16 protein-coding genes are annotated in these 19059 nt (G+C 58.4%); 7 read left to right on the top strand and 9 right to left on the bottom strand.

The window, feature by feature from the left end; all coding sequences use genetic code 11:
- Positions 1 to 8 precede the first annotated feature (8 nt).
- The 9 genes from ROO76_20985 to ROO76_20945 form a co-directional block, all read right to left on the bottom strand.
- On the bottom strand, positions 9 to 1430 hold the full coding sequence (locus tag ROO76_20985) for a methyl-accepting chemotaxis protein (GenBank protein ID MDT8070644.1): 1422 nt from the start codon (positions 1428 to 1430) through the stop codon (positions 9 to 11).
- Between the two features lie 126 nt (positions 1431 to 1556).
- A complete protein-coding gene (locus ROO76_20980; protein MDT8070643.1) occupies positions 1557 to 2078 on the bottom strand; it encodes a chemotaxis protein CheW in 522 nt (173 codons plus the stop codon).
- A complete protein-coding gene (locus tag ROO76_20975) occupies positions 2075 to 2437 on the bottom strand; it encodes a response regulator (protein ID MDT8070642.1) in 363 nt (120 codons plus the stop codon). Before ROO76_20975 ends, ROO76_20980 begins: the two co-directional genes overlap by 4 nt.
- Before the next feature lie 122 nt (positions 2438 to 2559).
- Entirely contained in the window at positions 2560 to 3243 is a 684-nt protein-coding gene (locus tag ROO76_20970) for a histidine kinase dimerization/phospho-acceptor domain-containing protein (protein ID MDT8070641.1), read from the bottom strand.
- Positions 3244 to 3245: 2 nt separating this feature from the next.
- Complete coding sequence (locus ROO76_20965; GenBank protein MDT8070640.1) at positions 3246 to 4808, bottom strand: hypothetical protein; 1563 nt, start codon at positions 4806 to 4808, stop codon at positions 3246 to 3248.
- A 3-nt stretch (positions 4809 to 4811) separates the two neighbouring features.
- Complete coding sequence (locus ROO76_20960) at positions 4812 to 5162, bottom strand: hypothetical protein (protein MDT8070639.1); 351 nt, start codon at positions 5160 to 5162, stop codon at positions 4812 to 4814.
- A gap of 179 nt (positions 5163 to 5341) precedes the next feature.
- Positions 5342 to 6730 (bottom strand): sigma-54 dependent transcriptional regulator, encoded by a 1389-nt coding sequence (locus tag ROO76_20955; protein ID MDT8070638.1) that lies wholly within the window; start codon positions 6728 to 6730, stop codon positions 5342 to 5344.
- A 65-nt stretch (positions 6731 to 6795) separates the two neighbouring features.
- Positions 6796 to 7188, bottom strand: coding sequence for a response regulator (locus ROO76_20950; GenBank protein ID MDT8070637.1), 393 nt, complete (start codon positions 7186 to 7188; stop codon positions 6796 to 6798).
- The gene (locus ROO76_20945; GenBank protein MDT8070636.1) at positions 7189 to 11013 is read right to left on the bottom strand and encodes a PAS domain S-box protein; all 3825 of its coding nucleotides are present in this window, start codon (positions 11011 to 11013) and stop codon (positions 7189 to 7191) included.
- Positions 11014 to 11355: 342 nt separating this feature from the next.
- Between ROO76_20945 and ROO76_20940 the strand changes: the two genes are divergently transcribed.
- The 7 genes from ROO76_20940 (at position 11356) to ROO76_20910 (ending at position 19016) form a co-directional block, all read left to right on the top strand.
- Positions 11356 to 11703, top strand: a complete 348-nt coding sequence (locus tag ROO76_20940) for an energy transducer TonB (GenBank protein ID MDT8070635.1) — start codon at positions 11356 to 11358, stop codon at positions 11701 to 11703.
- A 91-nt stretch (positions 11704 to 11794) separates the two neighbouring features.
- Positions 11795 to 13741 (top strand): methyl-accepting chemotaxis protein, encoded by a 1947-nt coding sequence (locus ROO76_20935; GenBank protein ID MDT8070634.1) that lies wholly within the window; start codon positions 11795 to 11797, stop codon positions 13739 to 13741.
- 11 nt (positions 13742 to 13752) lie between these two features.
- Positions 13753 to 14226 (top strand): chemotaxis protein CheW, encoded by a 474-nt coding sequence (locus ROO76_20930; protein MDT8070633.1) that lies wholly within the window; start codon positions 13753 to 13755, stop codon positions 14224 to 14226.
- Positions 14227 to 14319: 93 nt separating this feature from the next.
- Positions 14320 to 15228: a CheR family methyltransferase gene (locus ROO76_20925; protein MDT8070632.1), complete on the top strand. Its 909-nt coding sequence runs from the start codon at positions 14320 to 14322 to the stop codon at positions 15226 to 15228.
- A 10-nt stretch (positions 15229 to 15238) separates the two neighbouring features.
- Positions 15239 to 17356 (top strand): chemotaxis protein CheA, encoded by a 2118-nt coding sequence (locus tag ROO76_20920; protein MDT8070631.1) that lies wholly within the window; start codon positions 15239 to 15241, stop codon positions 17354 to 17356.
- Positions 17353 to 18426: a chemotaxis response regulator protein-glutamate methylesterase gene (locus ROO76_20915; GenBank protein MDT8070630.1), complete on the top strand. Its 1074-nt coding sequence runs from the start codon at positions 17353 to 17355 to the stop codon at positions 18424 to 18426. The genes ROO76_20920 and ROO76_20915 overlap by 4 nt, the downstream gene beginning before the upstream one ends.
- 137 nt (positions 18427 to 18563) lie before the next feature.
- Positions 18564 to 19016, top strand: coding sequence for a response regulator (locus tag ROO76_20910; protein MDT8070629.1), 453 nt, complete (start codon positions 18564 to 18566; stop codon positions 19014 to 19016).
- The last annotated feature ends 43 nt before the right edge of the window (positions 19017 to 19059 follow it).

Here is a 19059-nt window from a genome sequence, read left to right as displayed (position 1 = left end):
TTCCGCGGCTATCGGTTTACCGCCGCTGCAGTCGTCGCATTCACCGGCGCAACTTCTCTCGGCCCGGCCGCGGCATTCACGCGGAACTGCGATAGCGCTTCGTTCAGCTGCTCGCTCAGGTGCACCATGTTCTCGACCGTGCGCGCCGTCTGCCGCGCTCCCTGTGAGGTCTGTCGCGTGATGTTCGAGATGATCTGCATGGCGTTCGCAACGCCTTCCGTACCGCGCACCTGCTGCTTCGAAGCCAGCGAGATTTCCTGCACAAGTTCGGCCGACTGACGCACGACGCTCGAAATGGCTTCCAGGGCCTTCCCGGCCTGATCGGCGAGCCGCGCTCCAACTTCTACTTCGCGAGTTCCCTCTTCCATCACGACGACGGCTTCGTTCGTTTCCGCCTGGATGGCCTTGATCAGCGCAGCAATGTCCTTTGTTGCGGTGCGCGAGTGCTCGGCCAGTTTGCGTACCTCATCGGCCACCACTGCGAAGCCACGCCCAGCCTCACCGGCGCGCGCCGCTTCGATGGCGGCGTTCAACGCCAGCAGGTTCGTCTGCTCGGTGATGTCATTGATCACGTTGATGATTTCGCTGATTTCCAGCGACCGGTCACCCAGCGACTTGATCTTCTTCGCCGTCGCCTGCACCGAAGCGCGGATACGCTGCATGCCTTCCAGCGTGTCGCGCACGGCACGGTTGCCCTGCTCGGCGGCATCGAGCGCACGGCGCGCGGCTTCCGCGCTGGCCTCGGCGTTGTTCGACACCTGCTTCATCGAGACGGTCAGCTCTTCCACCGCGGACGAGGTGTTCGTGATCTCCTGATCCTGCTGCGTGGCGCCGTTGGCCATCTGTTCCGACGAAACAAGGATGTCGTTCGCGCTGCTCGACACGTCGATGGCGGCCTTGCGCACGCGCTCGAGCACCTTCGTAAAGTTGTCGAGCATGTAGTTGACCGAGTCGACCACGTTGCCGAGCGCGTCGTTCGTCACCTTACCGCGAAGCGTCAGGTCGCCGCGAGCAATCTGGCTCACGATGGTCAGGAAGTCGGTCACGCTGCGCTGCAGGTTCTCCTGCGCCTCCTGGTTGAAGACGGCACGGCTGGCGCGCTCCGAAGCACGGTTCAGGTTGTCGGCGATAAAACCAAAATCGTCCGCCGAGTCAATTCCCACGCGCGACTTGTAGTCCCCCGCGGCAACCTTCTCCGAGTAGTCGGCCAGTTCCTTCACAGGCGAAGCCACTTTCGCGCTCAGCATGTACCAGATGACGATGCCAACGACAAACGCAAGCACCGCTGCTCCGAGCAGCTTCGGGTTCGACAGGTCAAATCCTTCTGTCGAACTCTTCCCTGCCGCGAACGCCAGGTAGAGCACGGCGAACAGCGCCACAAGATTCACGCCCGCCAGCATCGCGACGGTCGAGTTAAGACGACCTTTCATAACGACCTCCACGCAGTTCGCACTGCGCACGAAAGCTTGGTTCTTCGTTCCTCGTTCGTTCGTCGTTCACCCTCGTCGCCACTCTTGTTCAACGAAGAACCAGGAACGAACAATGAAGAACACATTTCAGATCACTCCCACTGGAAACGCCTCGGTCAGTCGCTTCAAGTCCAGCGCCAGTGCCAGGCGATCCTCGTGCCGCAGCATGCCGCTGCAGTGCGGAACGTCTCGCGGAGCCTCATCCACCAGCAGAGGCTCGCTCGTCGAGTACGTCCCAATAACCTCATCGGCCGCGATACCCAGCCGCAAATCTTCCTGGTCGCGAACGCCCTTCATGCATGCGACCACAACGTGCTTCGGCGGCAAGTCCGCACGCCGCATCTCGGTAAACGCAATGTCGATCACTGGCACAATCGAGCCGCGCAAATTGAAAATCCCCATCAGGAACGCTGGACCCAGCGGCAATTTCGTCAGCTTCGGCCACTCGACGACCTCTTCGACGTCTAGAACCCCCAGGCAGAAGCGTTCGCGTCCAGTGCGGAAGACGCAGTACTGCTTCTCCGGCAGTTGCTCCTCGACCGCGGCCGCATTCACGACCTCCTGATCCACCGGTACGTTCTCCATCGACTTGTCTTGCGCTTCGCTCATCCGATAAACCGTCTTACCTCGCCCACCAGATCGGCCGCCGTAAATGGCTTCGCAACGTATCCGTCCGCGCCCTGCTGGCGAGCCCAGAACTTGTCGCTCTCCGTCGACTTCGACGTCACCATCACAACCGGAATGTGACCGTACTCCGCGTGAGCCTTCAGTTCGCGGCACGCCTGGAAACCGTTACGCTGCGGCATCACCACGTCGAGCAAGATCAAACTCGGGTGCTCAATGTCGATGGCCTGTTCCAATCGCGTCGGATCCTGAATCGACACCGGCCAGTACCCCGCATCTTGCAGGTAGGCCGTCATCAACTTGGTCTCGGCCGGCGAATCGTCGACGATCAATACCTTTTTCAATCCGTTCACTCTCTGACTAACCTCAGGCACCCAGGGCTAATTCCTTGTGTACTACTGCTCAACTTGCGATTATCCGTGCAACTCACTGCAACCTGAACACTTATTGCCAATCCAATGGTTACTTACGTACCCTGCACGAAGCTCTGCGCGGCGTGCTTTGTCTCATTCAGAGAATGTCGTTCGGCGAAATTCATCTCCGTCTCCAGCGACGAGAACCGCTGCAGAACCTCGTGCATCCGCATCGACATCGAGTGGATCGTCTGCAACTGGTCTTTGATCTGTGCCGGCAGTATCTCCGGTTGCATCAGTAATAGTTCGGCATTCCCCAGCACCGACGTCAGCGCGTTGTTCAGGTTGTGGCGCATGTCGAGCATGTACTTGCCTAGCGTGGCATTGCGCTGGTTCTGGGCCGCGCTCTGCTCTGCTTTGCGCATACGCCCTTGGGCTTCCACGCGACGAATCGCCTCGGTAATGACGGCGACTACCGCATCGAGCCAGCCCTCCATCTGCCGGATCAGCAGAACCCGCGGATGCTGCTCGTGAATGGTTCGGAACTGGTTCGCATCGTCCACCACGCACACGGTTGGGCGCGTCGGCGTATCCAGCGATTTCAGCACCGGCGTCAGGCGTCCGCTACGCACCGGGCCGACGATGGTTACCTCGTATTGCGCATCATTGGAGCCATTCCACAGGTCGCTACTCATCAGCGTGAACGCGGGCTCGGAGCGTTCGGCTTTCCACCGTGCCATCAGGTTCTTTGCAAAATCGGGTTCGTCGGCAATGATCAGTACGTTCGGAGCATTCACGTCTAACTCTCCTGAAGCTTGTTGGCCTCTTCCAGAATTTGCAGCAGCCGCTTCTGCGTGGCCGCCAGGTTCACCGCTGCGTCAATGTTCTTTGCGTCGCGCGCCTGTGCGATCGCTTCCTGCAATCGAGCCGCTTCGGCGCGGCCCAGCACCGTCGCTGACTTTAGGTCGGGCACAGCTGCACCGCTCTTCTTGCGCCCCACAACCTCGGATACGATCGCCCGCGCCACGACCGCCTGCTGCAACAGCTCGGACGAGTCGCTTCCTTCTTTAATGAACGCCGTGACCTCCCATGACGAGAGCGTCACTTTGCATTCGCCTACCTGGGCTGCCGCAACCGCAAGGTGAGTTTTCTGCAGGTTTGCTGCTGCCAACTGATTCGCGATCATTTCCTGTACTTCGTACATCGCAAAGCGGGGTTTGGCCGGCGCAGGTGCTTGTTGTTTTGAGATTTGTTGTTCGGCATTGCGAATCGCTGCCGGAGTCACCGTGGCGGCTACGGGAGCCTTCGCCGATGCCACGGCACCGACCGCCTTCGGAGGCATCGCGATTGCTGGCAGTGGCTTCGATATGTCGAACTCGGGAACCTCGGGCGCGGCCGCAGCTGCCAAGACTTCGTTCGGCCTTGCCTGTTCCTTTGTTTCCGGCGGCTCGAGAGGCGCGACCTTTACCGACTCCGGGGTTTCGCGCAGTTTCTTCTCGCACGCGTCCAGAACCTTCACCACCGCCGTTGCGACTTGCCGCTCGCTGTAATCTTTTCGGAAAATTGCCTTCCAGTTCGCCGCGAATTTCAGAACTTCATCCGGAGAGGCGTTGTTGCTCAACCCCGCCGCCGAGCAGTCGATTCCCTTCACTCCGCGCGAAACCAGGTCGCGCGTTACCCGCTGAATGCGCTCCAGGTCGTTGTGCAGTAAGCGAATGAAATTCAGTCGAACGAGGAAGTTGTAGCGTGTGATCGACGCAAGCACCGACGCCTGAACAAACTCGCTCGAGTTCCGTGATTTTAGAACCCGTCCCTGCTCCAGAACGCCGCCCGTCAGGAAGTCCCGCAGTGACCTGAACTTTTCCAGCCGAGCGAGTAGTACATCCAATTCCTTGACCCACGCCGGCGATCCATCCTTTTTTGACCCGATTACCGGCTCCAGTGACTTAGCAATCTCGTCATGACTGACGATTCCCCGAGCCGCTCCCGCCGTCGCCTTCTGCGAGAAATACTGCGATAGCAGAAATTCAATCCGGTCGCGATACGCTTCCGCCGCGTCGTTCTTCGCCAGGTATCGCTGGGCCAGGCTTTGCATCGATTCTTCGGTCGCGAGCGTGGTCGTTTGCAGCACCTGCCGCAGTTGGGCGGCTTCAATCTTCTCGTCGACGCTCTCCAGCCATTCGCGAACCTGCTTCGTCGCGTCATCGTCGGCCCGGTCGACCGGCGAATCGAGGTGGTGGCACGATTTCAACGGCAGTTCGAACCGCGAGATCACCGCCGTGTAGATGGGATAAATACGGCGCGCCTCACGCCACGCCGCCGCAATCTCTTTCAGTCGGGATGTCTGGGGGCTTTCTGTCATTTCTTACGCTCCCGGCTTCACAATCCAGTTGCTGACTTCTTCTGAAAAACGGGCCGCCACTGCTGTCCGGCCCTCGTGAACCTGTACGGCGACGACGGCTGCTTCGGCACGCAACGAACCATCCGAGTTCTCCAGCCGTAACCGTCCGGCGAACTCAACCGGCAGCCGCGACATAAACAGCACCTCGCGCGGCGTACCGTACTCAATTACCGTCTGCTCCGACTCCCGCTCTCCGCTGTCTTCCACTCCGGTTACACGCACCGGGATACGCACCGGCGTCGCGTCCGGAAAGAACTTTGCCAGCCGCGAAATACACGTTTCGGTTTGCTTTGAGGCCAAGGCGTCCCTGGACAAGATCGACTCCTTTGGCTTGCATACCCGCGGAGGGACACACGGAGACACAAGTCGACCTGATCAGAGATGCACGAACCCGGCCAAATCCTCGGCCCACGACCGATCACTATTTTTCAGTGACTTACAGCGAATGAACCGGTTGGTAACTTACTCCGCGTCTCAAGAATGAGACGGTTGTCTCACGCCCTCGCGGCCACGCTCCGTACTTTCTCAATCGCAATGTTGTAGCGCTTGATCTTGCGGTACAGTGTAGCGCGGCTGATCCCAAGCAGCCTTCCCGCCATTTCTTTATCACCATTCACCTGGTCGAAAACGCGCTGGATCGTGTCGCGCTCAATCTCCTCGAGATCCGTAGCGGTCACCGTCGCCGTCCCAAGGTTCAACTGGTTCTCGTACGCCCGAATGGCAGGCGGCAGATCCTGCAGGGTGATAATCTCGCGGTTCCCTAGTGCGACGGCCCGCTCGACACAATTCTCCAGCTCGCGCACGTTCCCTGGCCAGTCGTACTGCAGCATGCAGTTCATGGCATCGGGCGAAACTTCTATCTTCATCTCCGCCGCGTATTTGTCCAGAAACCACTGGACCAGCATAGGGACATCCGAGCGCCTCTCGCGCAACGCCGGGATGTGCACCGTCACAACATTTAGCCGGAAATAGAGGTCCTTACGAAAACGCCCTTCCTTGTACTCCGCTTCGAGATCCCGGTTCGTAGCGGCAATCACCCGCACATCGACCTTCATCTTATTATTGCTGCCCACCGGCCGAACCTCTTTCTCCTGCAGCACTCGCAGCAGCTTCGCCTGCATATCAAGCGGCAACTCCCCAATCTCATCAAGGAAGATTGTTCCCCCATTCGCTGCTTGAAAGAGCCCATCCTTCGCCCGGATTGCCCCGGTGAATGCGCCCTTCTCATGCCCAAAGAGTTCGCTCTCGATCAGCGTCGGTACCAGCGACCCGCAATCGACCGCCACGAAAGGCCGCTTGTTGAACGCGCCGTGGAAGTGAATTGCGCGCGCGACCAATTCCTTGCCCGTCCCGCTCTCGCCCGAAATCAGCACTGGCGTCCGCGTGTCCTTGAGCCGCGCGATGATTCGCAGGATGTCCTGGATCTTGGCATGAGTCCCAACAATTCCATGCAGTTCCGTCTCAGCCTTAAACCGTTCCCTTAGAAATTCGTTCTCCGCGACCAGGCGCACTTTCTCGGCCATTCGCTGCAAACTGATCTTCAATTCTTCCACCCGGAACGGCTTGGTGATGTAGTCGTAGGCCCCGAGTTTCATCGCCTGAACGGCGCTCTCGATGGATCCGTACCCGGTCATGATCGCGACTTCCGTCCGGGGCAACAGCTTCTTCACTGTCGCGAGGAACTCCAACCCTGACATCTCGGCCATGCGCAAATCCACCAGAATGATGTCAGGCGCGCTCGTCTCCAGCAGCTGCAGCGCCGCCTCCGCGCTTTCCGCCTCCTCGCACGAAAACCCCAAGCTTGCACCAATGGTCACGCATAACTTACGAATGCTCTGCTGGTCATCAACAATTAAGAATTGAACTCGAAAATCCTCAGTCATTTGGCCCCACCCAGTTCTCTCCGTGCCTCGCGTCTGCCGCAGTGAGCAAGCGTGGGCATCCCCAACTATTTCCCCATGATCTTTTCGATCGCCGCGATCAACTGCTGCACCCGAAACGGCTTCTCGATATACGGAACTCCTGTTCGCCGCAATGTTGCCGCGGTCTCTTCGTTTACCGTGTCACCGGTGATAAACAACATCCGGGTCGCCAGTTCCGGCCGATTCTTCGCGATCCACGTGTGCACATCTGCGCCGTCCACTCCGCCCGGCGTACGCATGTCCGAAACAACGCCAAGAAACCGGTCCGACTTCAGCCGCTCCAGCGCCTCGATCCCAGTCTCAATCGACAGAACCTTATAACCGTGCCGTTCCAGCGCAATCTTGATGTAGGACATGACCGCCTTTTCGTCCTCGATCACCAGTATCGGCAGCGCCGCTGTAATGGGAACCACGCTCATCTAGGCCCCCTCTCCGACAGCCTGCGCCATCGCAACTCCCGGAAATCGCACCGTGAAACTCGCGCCTGTCATATCGCTGCGATTCGCTGCCACGATCTCTCCGCCGTGTTCGTGCACAATTCCATAACAGATGCTCAGCCCCAAGCCCGTCCCCTTTCCGACTTCCTTCGTCGTGTAGAACGGGTCGAAAATGCGCTCGGGCGCTGTGATCCCCGTTCCGGTATCTTCGAAAATCACCTCAACGCCGCCATCACGAACCCCCGAGCGAACTCCGATCGTCCCCGGTTTTCCCGTTTCCCGAACCGCGTCATACGCATTGTTCAGGATATTGAGGAACACCTGCTGCAACTGGTGTGGATCGCCGACAACGTCCGGTATTGGCTCGTGCAACTCTTCCACGAGCTTGATGCCATGGTTCGCGAAGTCGTAGGCCCGCAACTGCAACGTGCGCCGCAGGATGGCATTGAGTTGCAGCGGCTGCCGTTGCGCCGGCATTTGCCGCGCGAAGCTCAGCAGGTTCTGCACTATCTGCTTCGTCCGCTGAGCCTCCTGGATAATGACCTGCAGATCCCGCCGCGCATCTTCCGGAACGTTCTCCTGCTCGGAAAGCAGATCCGCGAAACCGAGAATCGCCGTAAGCGGATTATTGACCTCGTGTGCCACGCCGGACACGAGCTGTCCAACCGCCGCCATCTTTTCCGTATGCATCAACTTCGCCTGCAAAATCGCGGCATCGGTGATGTCGGTCATCACGGCGACGATCGAGCTGACTTCGCCCCTGTCATCCCGCATCGGGCTCAGGTTGAGCGAGAACTGGCCGTTTCCGTACTGCGCCAGGATCAGTGGCAATTCCATGTTGGAGATGTGTTCACCCGCAATTGCGCGCTCCAGCGCTCCGCGCAACTCATCGCGCTTATCGACCGCGACCAGTTCAATCAGCGGCCGGCCAACCAGTTCTCCGGCGGCAAATCCGCCCAGTTCGTAGCATCGTCGGTTGGCAAACGTGATCAGCCCCGCGGTATCGGCAACGATGATCAGACTCTGCGTGTTATTCAGAATGCTGACGTTGAAGTCACGCTGCCGCTGCAATTCCGCCTGGAAGGTTTTCAACTCCGTGATGTCTAGCGTCAGCCCGCGATACTGCGTCACCCTACCCTGCGTGTCACGCACTGCAAACGCGTTCTGCAAGGTGTAGATTACCGAGCCATCCTTGCGCCGCAGGGTTTCCTGGAAATTCCGCAGAGTCCCCTTTTCCTCCAGCGCATCGGTGAATCTCTTGCGGTCTTCTGTGGTCGGATAGAGATCGCGATGAATATCTGCCTGCAGCAGGTCTTCCCGGCTGTCGTATCCAAGCATCCGCACTAGGGCGTCGTTCACTTCAATGAACCGCCCGTCGGGCGTCGTGAAGAACAATCCTTCCTGAATGTTGTCGAACAGTTCGCGATATCGTCGTTCGGCCTCGCGACGGTCGGTGATGTCCTTTAGCACATGAATGGTCTGGACACCCTCTTCCATCCCACCGTGAATGCGGGAAGTCGAGACCAGGTACGTGCGATCGAGGATCGGATGCAGGTACTCGTCCGTAATCTCGCTTCGGCTGCGGCAGAACGGGCACGATTCCGTGCTCACCTCTTGCGCCAATGCCATCAGGGCACGCATGCTCACGCCCACCAACTCCGCGGGGCGTACGCCAATAAATTCCGCCATGCCGCGATTGACCCGAAGCACTTGATCCGTCTGGTCATGAACGACGATAAAATCCGTGATCGCGTCGAAAATCTCCACCCATTGGCTGTTGCTCTGCGCAATCCGCGTAAACAGCCTCGAATTATCCAGTGCCACCGATGCGTGCGCCGCAATCGCCTGCAACAGGCTGCGATCTTCCGCCGTAACCTCGCGCGCCACATTCGCCAGGCACAGCACGCCAATCATCTCGTCCTGTGCACTCGCAAGCCGTACGAGGGACACCCGCTTCCAGCCAGTGTTTTCGGCGATCCCTGGACCCAGCAACTCTGCTGCTTCGCCTGTCCGAATCGCCTCTTTCGAGCGCGCCATCATCTCCGTCAGGCAGATGTTCAGTCGATGAACTAGCGACTTGTCTTCCAGCGCTGGCGCTTTGTATATATAGATCGTTTCCAGCGTATTCCCGCGCGCCAGCAACAACGCCGCACTGCCGGCCTCCAGAAGTCGCGCGGCATGCTCCGTCAGCGACTGCGCCAATTGCGGCAGCCGAATGCTCGATCCGACCTCCAGTGCCAGCCGCACCAATTCTTCACTGCGCTGTTGATGCTGTACCCCAACGTGTAAATTCCGAATCCGCTCCAGGACCGATGACACGGCTGCAGCCAACGCCTCGGCACGCCGAATATCTTCTTCCTGGATCCCGCCGCCATCCTTCCGGTCCAGCACCGCGAGCATTCCGAGAGACTGCCCGGCTGTACTGAGCAATGGAGCCACAAGTCCCTGCTTCAGGTTGAACTGCGTCGCAAATTCCACGTCGAGATTCGGCAGTTTTTCCGCGTCATCCGTCCAGAAAACTTTCCGCTCCTCGATCACGTGTTTCTGGATTCGCTGCGGAATAGGAATCAGCAGCGGCCTGGCTTCGCCGTTCTCCGCTGCCCACCGCATCTGGCACTTGCCATCGCTCTCCAGCAGCGCAATACATGAACGCGCAAAGCCGAGGAACTCCGCCGCGCGCAAGACGAACCGCTCCAGGAACTTGTCCAGATCATCCGACCCGCTCAACTCTGAAGTGATACTTACCAGTTGCTGAAGCTCGCGCGCCTGTGCCTCTGATTTCTGCAGCAATTCGGCATTACTGACTGCCATCGATCCGAACCCGGCAACTGTCCGCAGTAGGCCCAACTCCTGCTCCTCGAACTCGTGACCTTCATGCGGATACACCAGCAACGCCCCTGTACTGCTTGCGGAAACCAGCGGCACCGCAAGCATCTGAAGCTCATCGGCGTGTGCCGTCTTATCGACCACATTTTCCGACTGCGCGCTCATCGGCTTCTGCGCCGCAACAGCGCGACTCGCAAGGCCGCCACCAACAGCGCAGATCCCTCTCCCGTGGTGTTCCCGTATAGCATTCGCGCATTTCTCGTCGTGCGAATAAACCGACGTTAACCGGAACGAATTCCCCACTCGGAGAAATAACGCCGTCGCCCGGGCTCCGACCAGGTCGCAAATATCTTTAACAAGTTCTTCCCCAACACTCTCCAAGTCGGTTCGCGAATGCAGTGCCTGCGCACATTTCGTCAGCGCCTCGGCCCTCCGGCGCTCCTCGCGCGATACCCGGTTCAGCCGCGCAGTCTCAATTAGCGTGCCAAGGATCGTGGCCAATATCTGGCCTTTAGCGGCCAGTTCGTCGGTGAAGAATTCCTTTTTCGTTTTATGAGAGAAAACAATCACACCAATCACGGGTCCGCCCAGGACAAGCGGGACAGCCATGATCGAACCCACGGGCCGCTTTCGGGCGATCTCATCCGGTTGGCTGGGAACATCATTGACCAGAACTGTCACCTTGTCCCGCACCGCCCGACCGGAGTAAGTGTTTGCCTCCAGCGGCATCCGTTTGCCCCGGTAAAACTCCACATCCCCCCCATGACCGTCTAAGCCATACAGCTCCTTGCCTTTAACTACCCAACAAAAGACGGAACTAGCCCCAAAATTCTCCCGGACCAACCGGCAAAACAGCTGAACTAACTCGGTAAATTGCAGTCCTTGCGAGGCAGCACCCGACAGTTCCAGGAGAACTGTCTGAAATGAATCGTCGGAAGACACAGCGGGCTGGGTTGTCCCCGGACCCAAAGCACTAGCCATGGTCCCTCGAACCGCACGTTTCAGGTAAGTACGTTTCAGTATTGCTGATTCTCAAAATGAGTCAAGTACAAAACCCCGGTGGAACCTGATCGGTTTCACCTTAGTAATCTCAAGTTGAAACGAAATTCGCGGGGAATCGCAGCCCGTGAGACGCCACTACGGTCGCGTCCATGACCTTTCGTCACCATGCTCTCTGTGAATCGCCTCTAAGTTGCTGAAAACGCGAGCAGCTTCTGCTTCGTGACGAAAGTAATCCCACCCGTTTTACTGGCACGGCCATTGCAATGAGAACGGGTAGGTTCTTTGTGTCTCTGCAGTTACGGACGAACCAAGGAGCAAGAAATGGCGAATTTGTCATCTTCCCGCAAATGGAGCTTCTGGCTCTGTGCATTCATATTGGGCACCGCACTCTTATTGGGACATACAGTCTCGGCGGCCGACGCCGGACGGAAAGTGAGACAGCAGGTTGCGCCTCAGTATCCCCCCTTAGCCCGTCAGTTCAACGCCACAGGCATCGTGAAGTTGTCGGTCGAAGTTACGCCGGGTGGCGAGGTCAAAACCATGAAGGTCCTGGGCGGCCACCCGCTTCTGATCCCCGCTGCCGAAGATGCTGTCAGGAAATGGAAATACGAACCCGCAAAAGAGAGTTCAACCGAGATCGTGGAAATCAAGTTTGTGTCCGGTCAATAGCAGTTACGGATTCCAGGCGGCACTGCGCGGCCACCTGAAGCATTAGACCCAGGGAGAAGGGCCCGGTAGTTGCGGCCCGGAGGCAACAGGAATGACGATCAAGAAAAAGCTTTACCTGAACTTCACCGCCATCATTTGCATCATGATCGGCTTGTTTCTCGTGAGCATGTACGGCATTCGTCGCGAGCGCAATGCCAAGGCCGCAGCCGCCGCCACCGAGCAACTCCGGTTCCAGATGATGCAAAACCGCCTCACCCTGGCGAATTACCTCCTGAGCGGTGACACGCGCGAGTTGGACAAGCTGCATGACGGAACCATCAAACTCAGTGACCTGGTTCGACAAGCCGAAGCCAGGACTTCTGACAAAGAACAACTCGCGGCGCTCACCAAGCTCGACAACATGGAAACCGACTGGAATTCCCAGTTCGCCGCCAAGATGATCGAGAAGCGCAAGGATGTTGATGCCGGCAATGCCACCGTCGCCGACCTGCAGATCGCCTATCTCCAGGCGGACCCGGTCACCTGGCTGAAAAATTCCAACGATGTGATGGTGCAGGTCCAGGAAGATCGGCAAAAAGCTGACGAAGCTGCCACTCTCGTCACCAGCATTTTCTCCTTCGTTTTCCTCGTCCTTGCCATTGGCCTGGGCGGCTTCATCGCGTTCCGCACCTCGCAGTCAATTACCCAACCTCTATCGCAGTTGATGGGCGTAGCCCGCGAGATCGGCGAGTCCGGCGATCTCGAGCACACGATTGACGTTGCCGGCAAGGATGAAGTCGGAGAACTTGCTCGCTCCTTCGCCAAAATGGTTGCCTACCTCAAGGAAATGGCCAGCGTCAGCGAAGCCATTGCCCGTGGCGACCTGACCGTCGAAGTCGAGCCTCGTTCCAAGCGCGATACCCTCGGAAGCGCCTTCAGCAAGATGCTCGACGGCCTGCGCAGCATCGTCCGCTCCGTTCGCGACGCCGCCGCCCAAGTCGCCGCCGGCTCCAACCAGGTCGCCGACGCCTCCGAAGAATCGGCCAAGATCAGCGTACAGTCATCTTCCGCAATCGACGAAGTCACCAGCACCATGCACGAGATGTCAATCAATGTGCAGAACATGGTGAAGAACACGCAGATGCAGGCGTCGAGCGTCAGTGAAACCTCGGCGTCGATCGACCAGATGGTCGCCAGCATTCAGCGCGTCGCCGACACTGCCAAGGTCCTGCTCGACATATCCAATCGCTCGCGCGAAGAAGTTCAGTCCGGCATCGGAACCATGCAGAAGGCCACCGACGGCCTCTCGCGCATCAACACTTCCATCGGTTCCTCGTCCCAGATCATTGCCGCGCTCGGAACCCGTGCCGACGACATCGGCAAAATCATCGAGGTTATCGACGACATCTCCGAACAGACGAACCTGCTCGCTCTTAACGCAGCGATCGAAGCTGCCCGCGCCGGAGAGCACGGACTCGGCTTCGCCGTGGTTGCCGACGAAGTTCGAAAGCTCGCCGAGAAATCCGCCCAGTCCACGAAAGAGATCAGTGAACTCATCCAGAGTATTCAGAAGGAAGCCCGCAAGGCCGTTGAGAACATGGAGAAGAGCACGTCGATCGTCAACGAAGGCCTTACGCTCGGCAACGATCTCTCGGTGGCTCTGAAGAAGATCTCCAACGTCGTTACCGAGGTCTACAAATTTGCGCAGGAGATTGGCGCCGCCACCAACGAGCAGTCGCACGGCTCTTCGCAGATCGCGAAAGCCACCGGTCGTCTCAACGAGATCACGCACGAGATCAACTCTGCGGTCGAAGAGCAGGCCAGCGGCGCCCAGGCCGTCGTCAAGGCCATGGAGCGCATGCGCGAAATGGTTCAGGCGCAAACTTCCGGTTCGACTGAACTCGCCGCTTCGTCCGAACAGATGTCGAAGATGGCGCGCAATATGCTCGAGTCGATGGACCGCTTCAATCTCGACGTTGAGCGTGCTCTGACCGAGGGCAGCAACGGTAACGGAACAAAAGTCGCCTCTGGCAAGTACGCTCTCGCAGGACGCAGCTAACGAGGTCCGCTATGGCCAAGGATATGCAAATCGTCGGGTTCCGCGTCGGCAATGAGACCTTCGGTGTGCCCATCCAGTCCGTGCACGAGATTGTGCGCATGATGGATATCACCAATGTTCCCGACGCGCCCATCTACATTGAAGGCGTCATTAATCTACGCGGCAAGATCATCCCGGTCATCGATCTCCGTAAGCGTTTCGGCGAAAAGGAAATCAAGGCCAGCAAGAAGAACCGCATTCTTGTCGCCGAAATTGGAGCCAAGATGGTTGGCCTGGTCGTCGATGCTGCCAGCGAGGTACTCAAGCTGCCGCCATCCGATGTCGATCCGCCACCGAATGTTTTCGAAGACGGCGAACTGAATTATGTCACCGGCGTCGGCAAACTCAACGGACGCCTCGTCATTCTGGTGGAACTCAGCAAGATCATGCAGCGTGGCGAACTTCGCCGACTCGGTGATGTGGCCGATAACACTGGCGCGGCGTAGGTGACCTACTCTTCCCGCGACAAGTCGCGAGACGGTGGGTAGCGATGAAGCACTAGAAGTCGGGCGCAATGGCGTCTTAACTAGCGAGAGTCAATGGGTACACAACCTGTTTCCGTAAACCTGACCGAGGCCGAACTGAAGCTGCTGCAGACCCTGATCTACCAGGAATGCGGCATGTACTTCGACGAACGCCGCGCGCATTTTTTGCAGGATCGTCTTCAGCGTCGCCTCAAGGCCACCGCGCTCGACTCCTTCTACAGCTACTATCGCCTTCTGACCAGTCGTGAAGGCAAAGCTGAACTGAGTTCCCTGCTCGAAAATCTCACCGTCAACGAAACCAGTTTCTATCGCAATAAGCCGCAACTCGATCTCTTTCAGAAAACGATTCTCGAAGAGCTACTCCACAAGAAGCAGGAACGCCGCGATTGGAATATCCGGGTTTGGAGCGCCGGTTGCTCTACCGGGCAGGAACCCTACACCGTGGCGATGATGATCGCCGACGAACTCGCATACTACTACCTGCGCAATCCGCTTCCGTTCGAAATGCCCTTCCCAAAGCCGCTCATCCCGCCGCCATGGAAGGTGGAGATCCTCGCGTCCGACATCAATTATTCGGTTTTGCGCGCAGCCCAGGAAGGCATTTACCTGGAACATCACATGGACGGCGTGGAATACACCTCGCGCCTTCGCTATTTCGACAAGGTTGGGGACAAGTACGCGATCAAGAAGAATGTTAAGGAGCTCGTCCACTTCGACTTCCACAACCTGAAGACCGAGTTCTTGCCGCAGCGCAACGACATCATTTTCTGCCGCAATGTCATGATCTATTTCGACGAAGCCGAGCAGAAGCGCCTCGTCGACAAGTTCTATCGCTGCTTAAACCCCGAGGGTTATCTCTTCGTCGGCCACGCCGAGAGTCTCTTCGGCCTGACCGACAAGTTCCGAATGATTCACAAGGACAACGGCACCGCATATCAACGACTGGAGACGAACGGGCAGTAAGGGCAAAACCATGGACTTCTTCGCCGACGAACGGATCAACGAACTCCGGAATCTCTTCTTCGAGAGCGCGCAGGAACTTCTGCAGGCGCTCAACGAGGAAGGCTTGTCCCTGGAGAAGAACCCGTCCGACCCCGAGATCGTTCGCAACGTTCGCCGTACCGTTCACACCCTCAAGGGAGACTCCGCCGCCTGCGGTTACCGCGAGTTGAGTGAACTGTCACACGCTCTCGAAGATGTCCTCACACCGGAGATGGCGAAACAGTCCGGCGCGCAATTAGCCGATCTGGTCTTGAGCGCGGCCGACACTTTCGACGCCATGCTCGCGGCCTATCGCAACAACCTTCAACCCCCAGCCGGCGATTCGCTGCGTGAAATGATTCAGGGCGTCTCGTCGCCAGAGAAGGCTGCCGTCGCCGCGCCGCTCGTACCTAAGTTCGACTGGAGCGAGTACGAGCAGCTCCTGATCACCAAGAGCGCCGTTCGCGGCCAGCACGTATACAATGTCGCCCTTGCACTCGATCCGCAGAACCCGATGCGCGCCGCCGCCGTCCAGCTTGTGCGCAATGTGATGCAGGAAGTTGGCAACATCCTCGTCATGCGTCCCGACGAGAATGCCTCCAACGCCAATGTCGAAACCATCGAAGCGGCCATCTGCAGCCATCACGAGAAAGAATGGATCGAGAAGAAGTGCAAGATCCCGGCCGTCGTCACACGAATTCACGTCGCTAAGGTCGACGCCGAACCCGAGGCGAACACTACACTACAGGCCCCGGTCGCCCCGGCTAAACAGAAAGCGCCGGCTCCGGCCGTCATCGTTCCTGAAGCCGAAGCCGACCTCCTCGGCATCGATACCGACGAGCCAGTTCCGCAGGTTCAGCGAATGGCGAAAGCCACATCACTGACCTCTCCTTCCGAAAATATTCTTCGCGTCGACGCCGAACGCATCGACAGCGTTCTCGACCTCGTCGGCGAACTTATCATTGGCAAATCCATGCTGCTGCAGACGCTCGGTGAGTTCACCCGCCGATTTCCCAAAGACCCCCTGCGCAACCGTTTTGTCGATGCCATGGCCTTCCAGCAGCAGGTGCTGAACAAGCTCCAGCGCTCGGTCATGAAGATTCGTATGGTGCCAGTTGAGCAGCTTTTCCGGCGCTTTCCGCGCGTCGTCCGCGACGTCGCAAAAACTCAAGGGAAGGATGTCGAACTCATACTCGAAGGCGAGTCGACGGATCTCGACAAGAGCATTCTCGATGCTCTTGCCGAACCCATGACGCACCTGGTCCGCAACGCAGTCGATCATGGCATAGAACCGCCGGGCGAGCGTCGCGCCAAGGGTAAGCCGCCGCAAGGCAAGATCAAGCTCGACGCCTATCACCAGGCCAACCAGGTCGTCATCGAAATCTCCGATGACGGTCGTGGCATCGATACCCAGCGCGTCGTCAACAAGGCCATCCAGACCGGCGTCATCACCGGCGAAGAAGCTGCGCGCCTCAATGAAGCCGAAAAACAGCAACTCATCTTCGAAGCCGGCCTTAGCACTGCCGACATCGTCACCGAAGTCTCCGGCCGGGGCGTTGGCATGGACATTGTCAAGGCTTGCATGGAGCGCCTGAAGGGCTCCGTCAGCATTCACTCCGAGCTAGGCAAAGGCACGACGTTCCGTCTCCACCTGCCGCTGACTCTCGCGATCATCAAGGCCCTCCTCTTCCGCGTCGGCGAACGCCTATATGCGATTCCTTTGACCTCCGTGCTCGAAATCACGCGCGTCTCCGATCCCGACATTCATATCGTCGACCGCCACGAAGTCATGCAGCTTCGGGATGAAGTGCTCACGCTCGTTCGTCTGCAGAGCATCGGAACCCCACCAGTAAATTGCAAGCGCAGGCACTTCATCGTCGTCGTTTCGCTTGGCCAAAGAAAGTTCGGCCTGATCGTGGATCGCCTCGTAGGCGAAGAAGAATTGGTAATCAAGGCGCTTGACGACGATTACGTCGACACCGAAATGGTTAGCGGAGCTTCAATCTTGGGTGATGGAACAGTAGTGCTCATTCTTAACCTTACCGCTGTCGTGGAGCGCCTTGGTCGCGCCAACTCCGGCGGACGCAACACCGTGGGAGCGTCCGCATGAGCAAAGAAATGCTTCGCGTTCTCGTTGTCGACGACTCCGCCCTGATGCGCAAGCTTATCCCGCAAATCATCGAGCGCGACAGTTCCATCCACGTTGTCGGCACCGCCATGGACGGCGCATTCGCGCTAAAGAAGATCGAGGAACTGCAACCCCACGTCATCACTCTCGACCTCGAAATGCCGCGAATGGACGGCATGGAGACTCTCCGCGCCATCATGCGCCAGTCCCGAACTCCGGTGATCGTCGTCAGCGCGCACACCACCCAGGGCGCCAGCGCAACGTTTAAAGCTCTCGCGCTGGGGGCCTTCGACTTCGTCGCCAAGCCGCATGACGCCCTCTCGGCGAACATGGATGCCATCGCGACTGACCTCATCAACAAGATCAAGGTCGCGGCGGAAACGCGAATTTCCAAAGCACAACCCGAGGTCCCGACTAGTCGGCGCAACAAGAAATCCCCGGAAAAGCGCCTGCCTGCGCGACGCGTCGTCGCCATCGGCGTCTCGACCGGCGGCCCCAACGCCCTTCAATATGTGCTTTCGCAACTCTCGGCAGACTTCCCTGCCGCGATCGTCGTCGTGCAGCACATGCCGGAGGGCTTTACCGAACTTTTCGCGCGCCGTCTGGATGAGTGCTGCGCCATTGACGTTAAGGAAGCCGCTTCCGGCGATCTCCTGCTCGCAGGACGTGCGCTCATTTGTCCCGGCAACCGGCACATGCGCGTCAAACGCATGCCTCTAGGCAACATCGTTGTTCTCTCCGAGGAACCGAAGATCAATGGGCATCGCCCATCTGTCGATGTCCTCTATCGCTCCGTCGCCCATGAATTCGGCCGCGATGCCGTTGGCCTCATCATGACCGGGATGGGCGAAGATGGTGCCGATGCTCTCGGCGAAATCAGGAAGATGGGCGGAATGACCATCGCCCAGGACGAGGAATCCTGCGTCGTTTACGGAATGCCGCGCGCCGCGATTGATCGTGGCTCGGTCGTGCGCGTAGTTCCACTCGACGCTTTGGCAAACACATTAGTAGCCCAGTGCGCCGAACGTTCGCGCGTGCTGACGAAGGTTTAAGTGCTTTGAAAGGGCATGGCTTCAGCCGTGCCGGATTGGGATGAATGGTAAGTGCACGACATTAGTTACACCACGAAGGGGCAGTAACTCAGAGGCTTCAGCCCCTGAGGGAAGTTTTGAAACTGAGGACACAGGTTATGGAGCAATTTCCCGCTCTTCTTAGAACCAGGGACCGTCAACCGGTCAGCTATCTCGTCGTCGACGACTCCGTCTTCGCGCGCAAGAACCTGACTCGCATGATCGAGACCTTCGGCGGCCAGGTGGCTGGCGAGGCCGGTGACGGCTGCACCGCCATCACCGAATACGATCGGGTCACGCCCGACATCGTGCTCATGGATATCACCATGCCACAGATGGAGGGCATCGAGGCCGCCGAGCGCATCGTTCGGCAGCATCCGCACGCCCGCGTCGTCATGGTCTCGTCGGTTGGCTACCAGGAGAACATTGTCGCTGCCCTGCAAAAAGGCGCGCGCCACTTCGTGCAGAAACCCGTCAAGCCCGAGGTTCTCTACGAGGTCATCAAGTACGTCATGGGCGAAGACGCCGTCGCCGTCGCATCTGCCGCCGCCGGAACAGGAGAAGCACAATGAGGATGGAACTCATTCAGCCGTTCATTAACGCCGCGGACGCCGT

The sequence above is a fragment of the Terriglobia bacterium genome (assembly GCA_032252755.1).
In the GTDB taxonomy this organism is placed as follows: domain Bacteria; phylum Acidobacteriota; class Terriglobia; order Terriglobales; family Acidobacteriaceae; genus JAVUPY01.
This window is presented reverse-complemented; position numbering and strand designations above follow the sequence as displayed.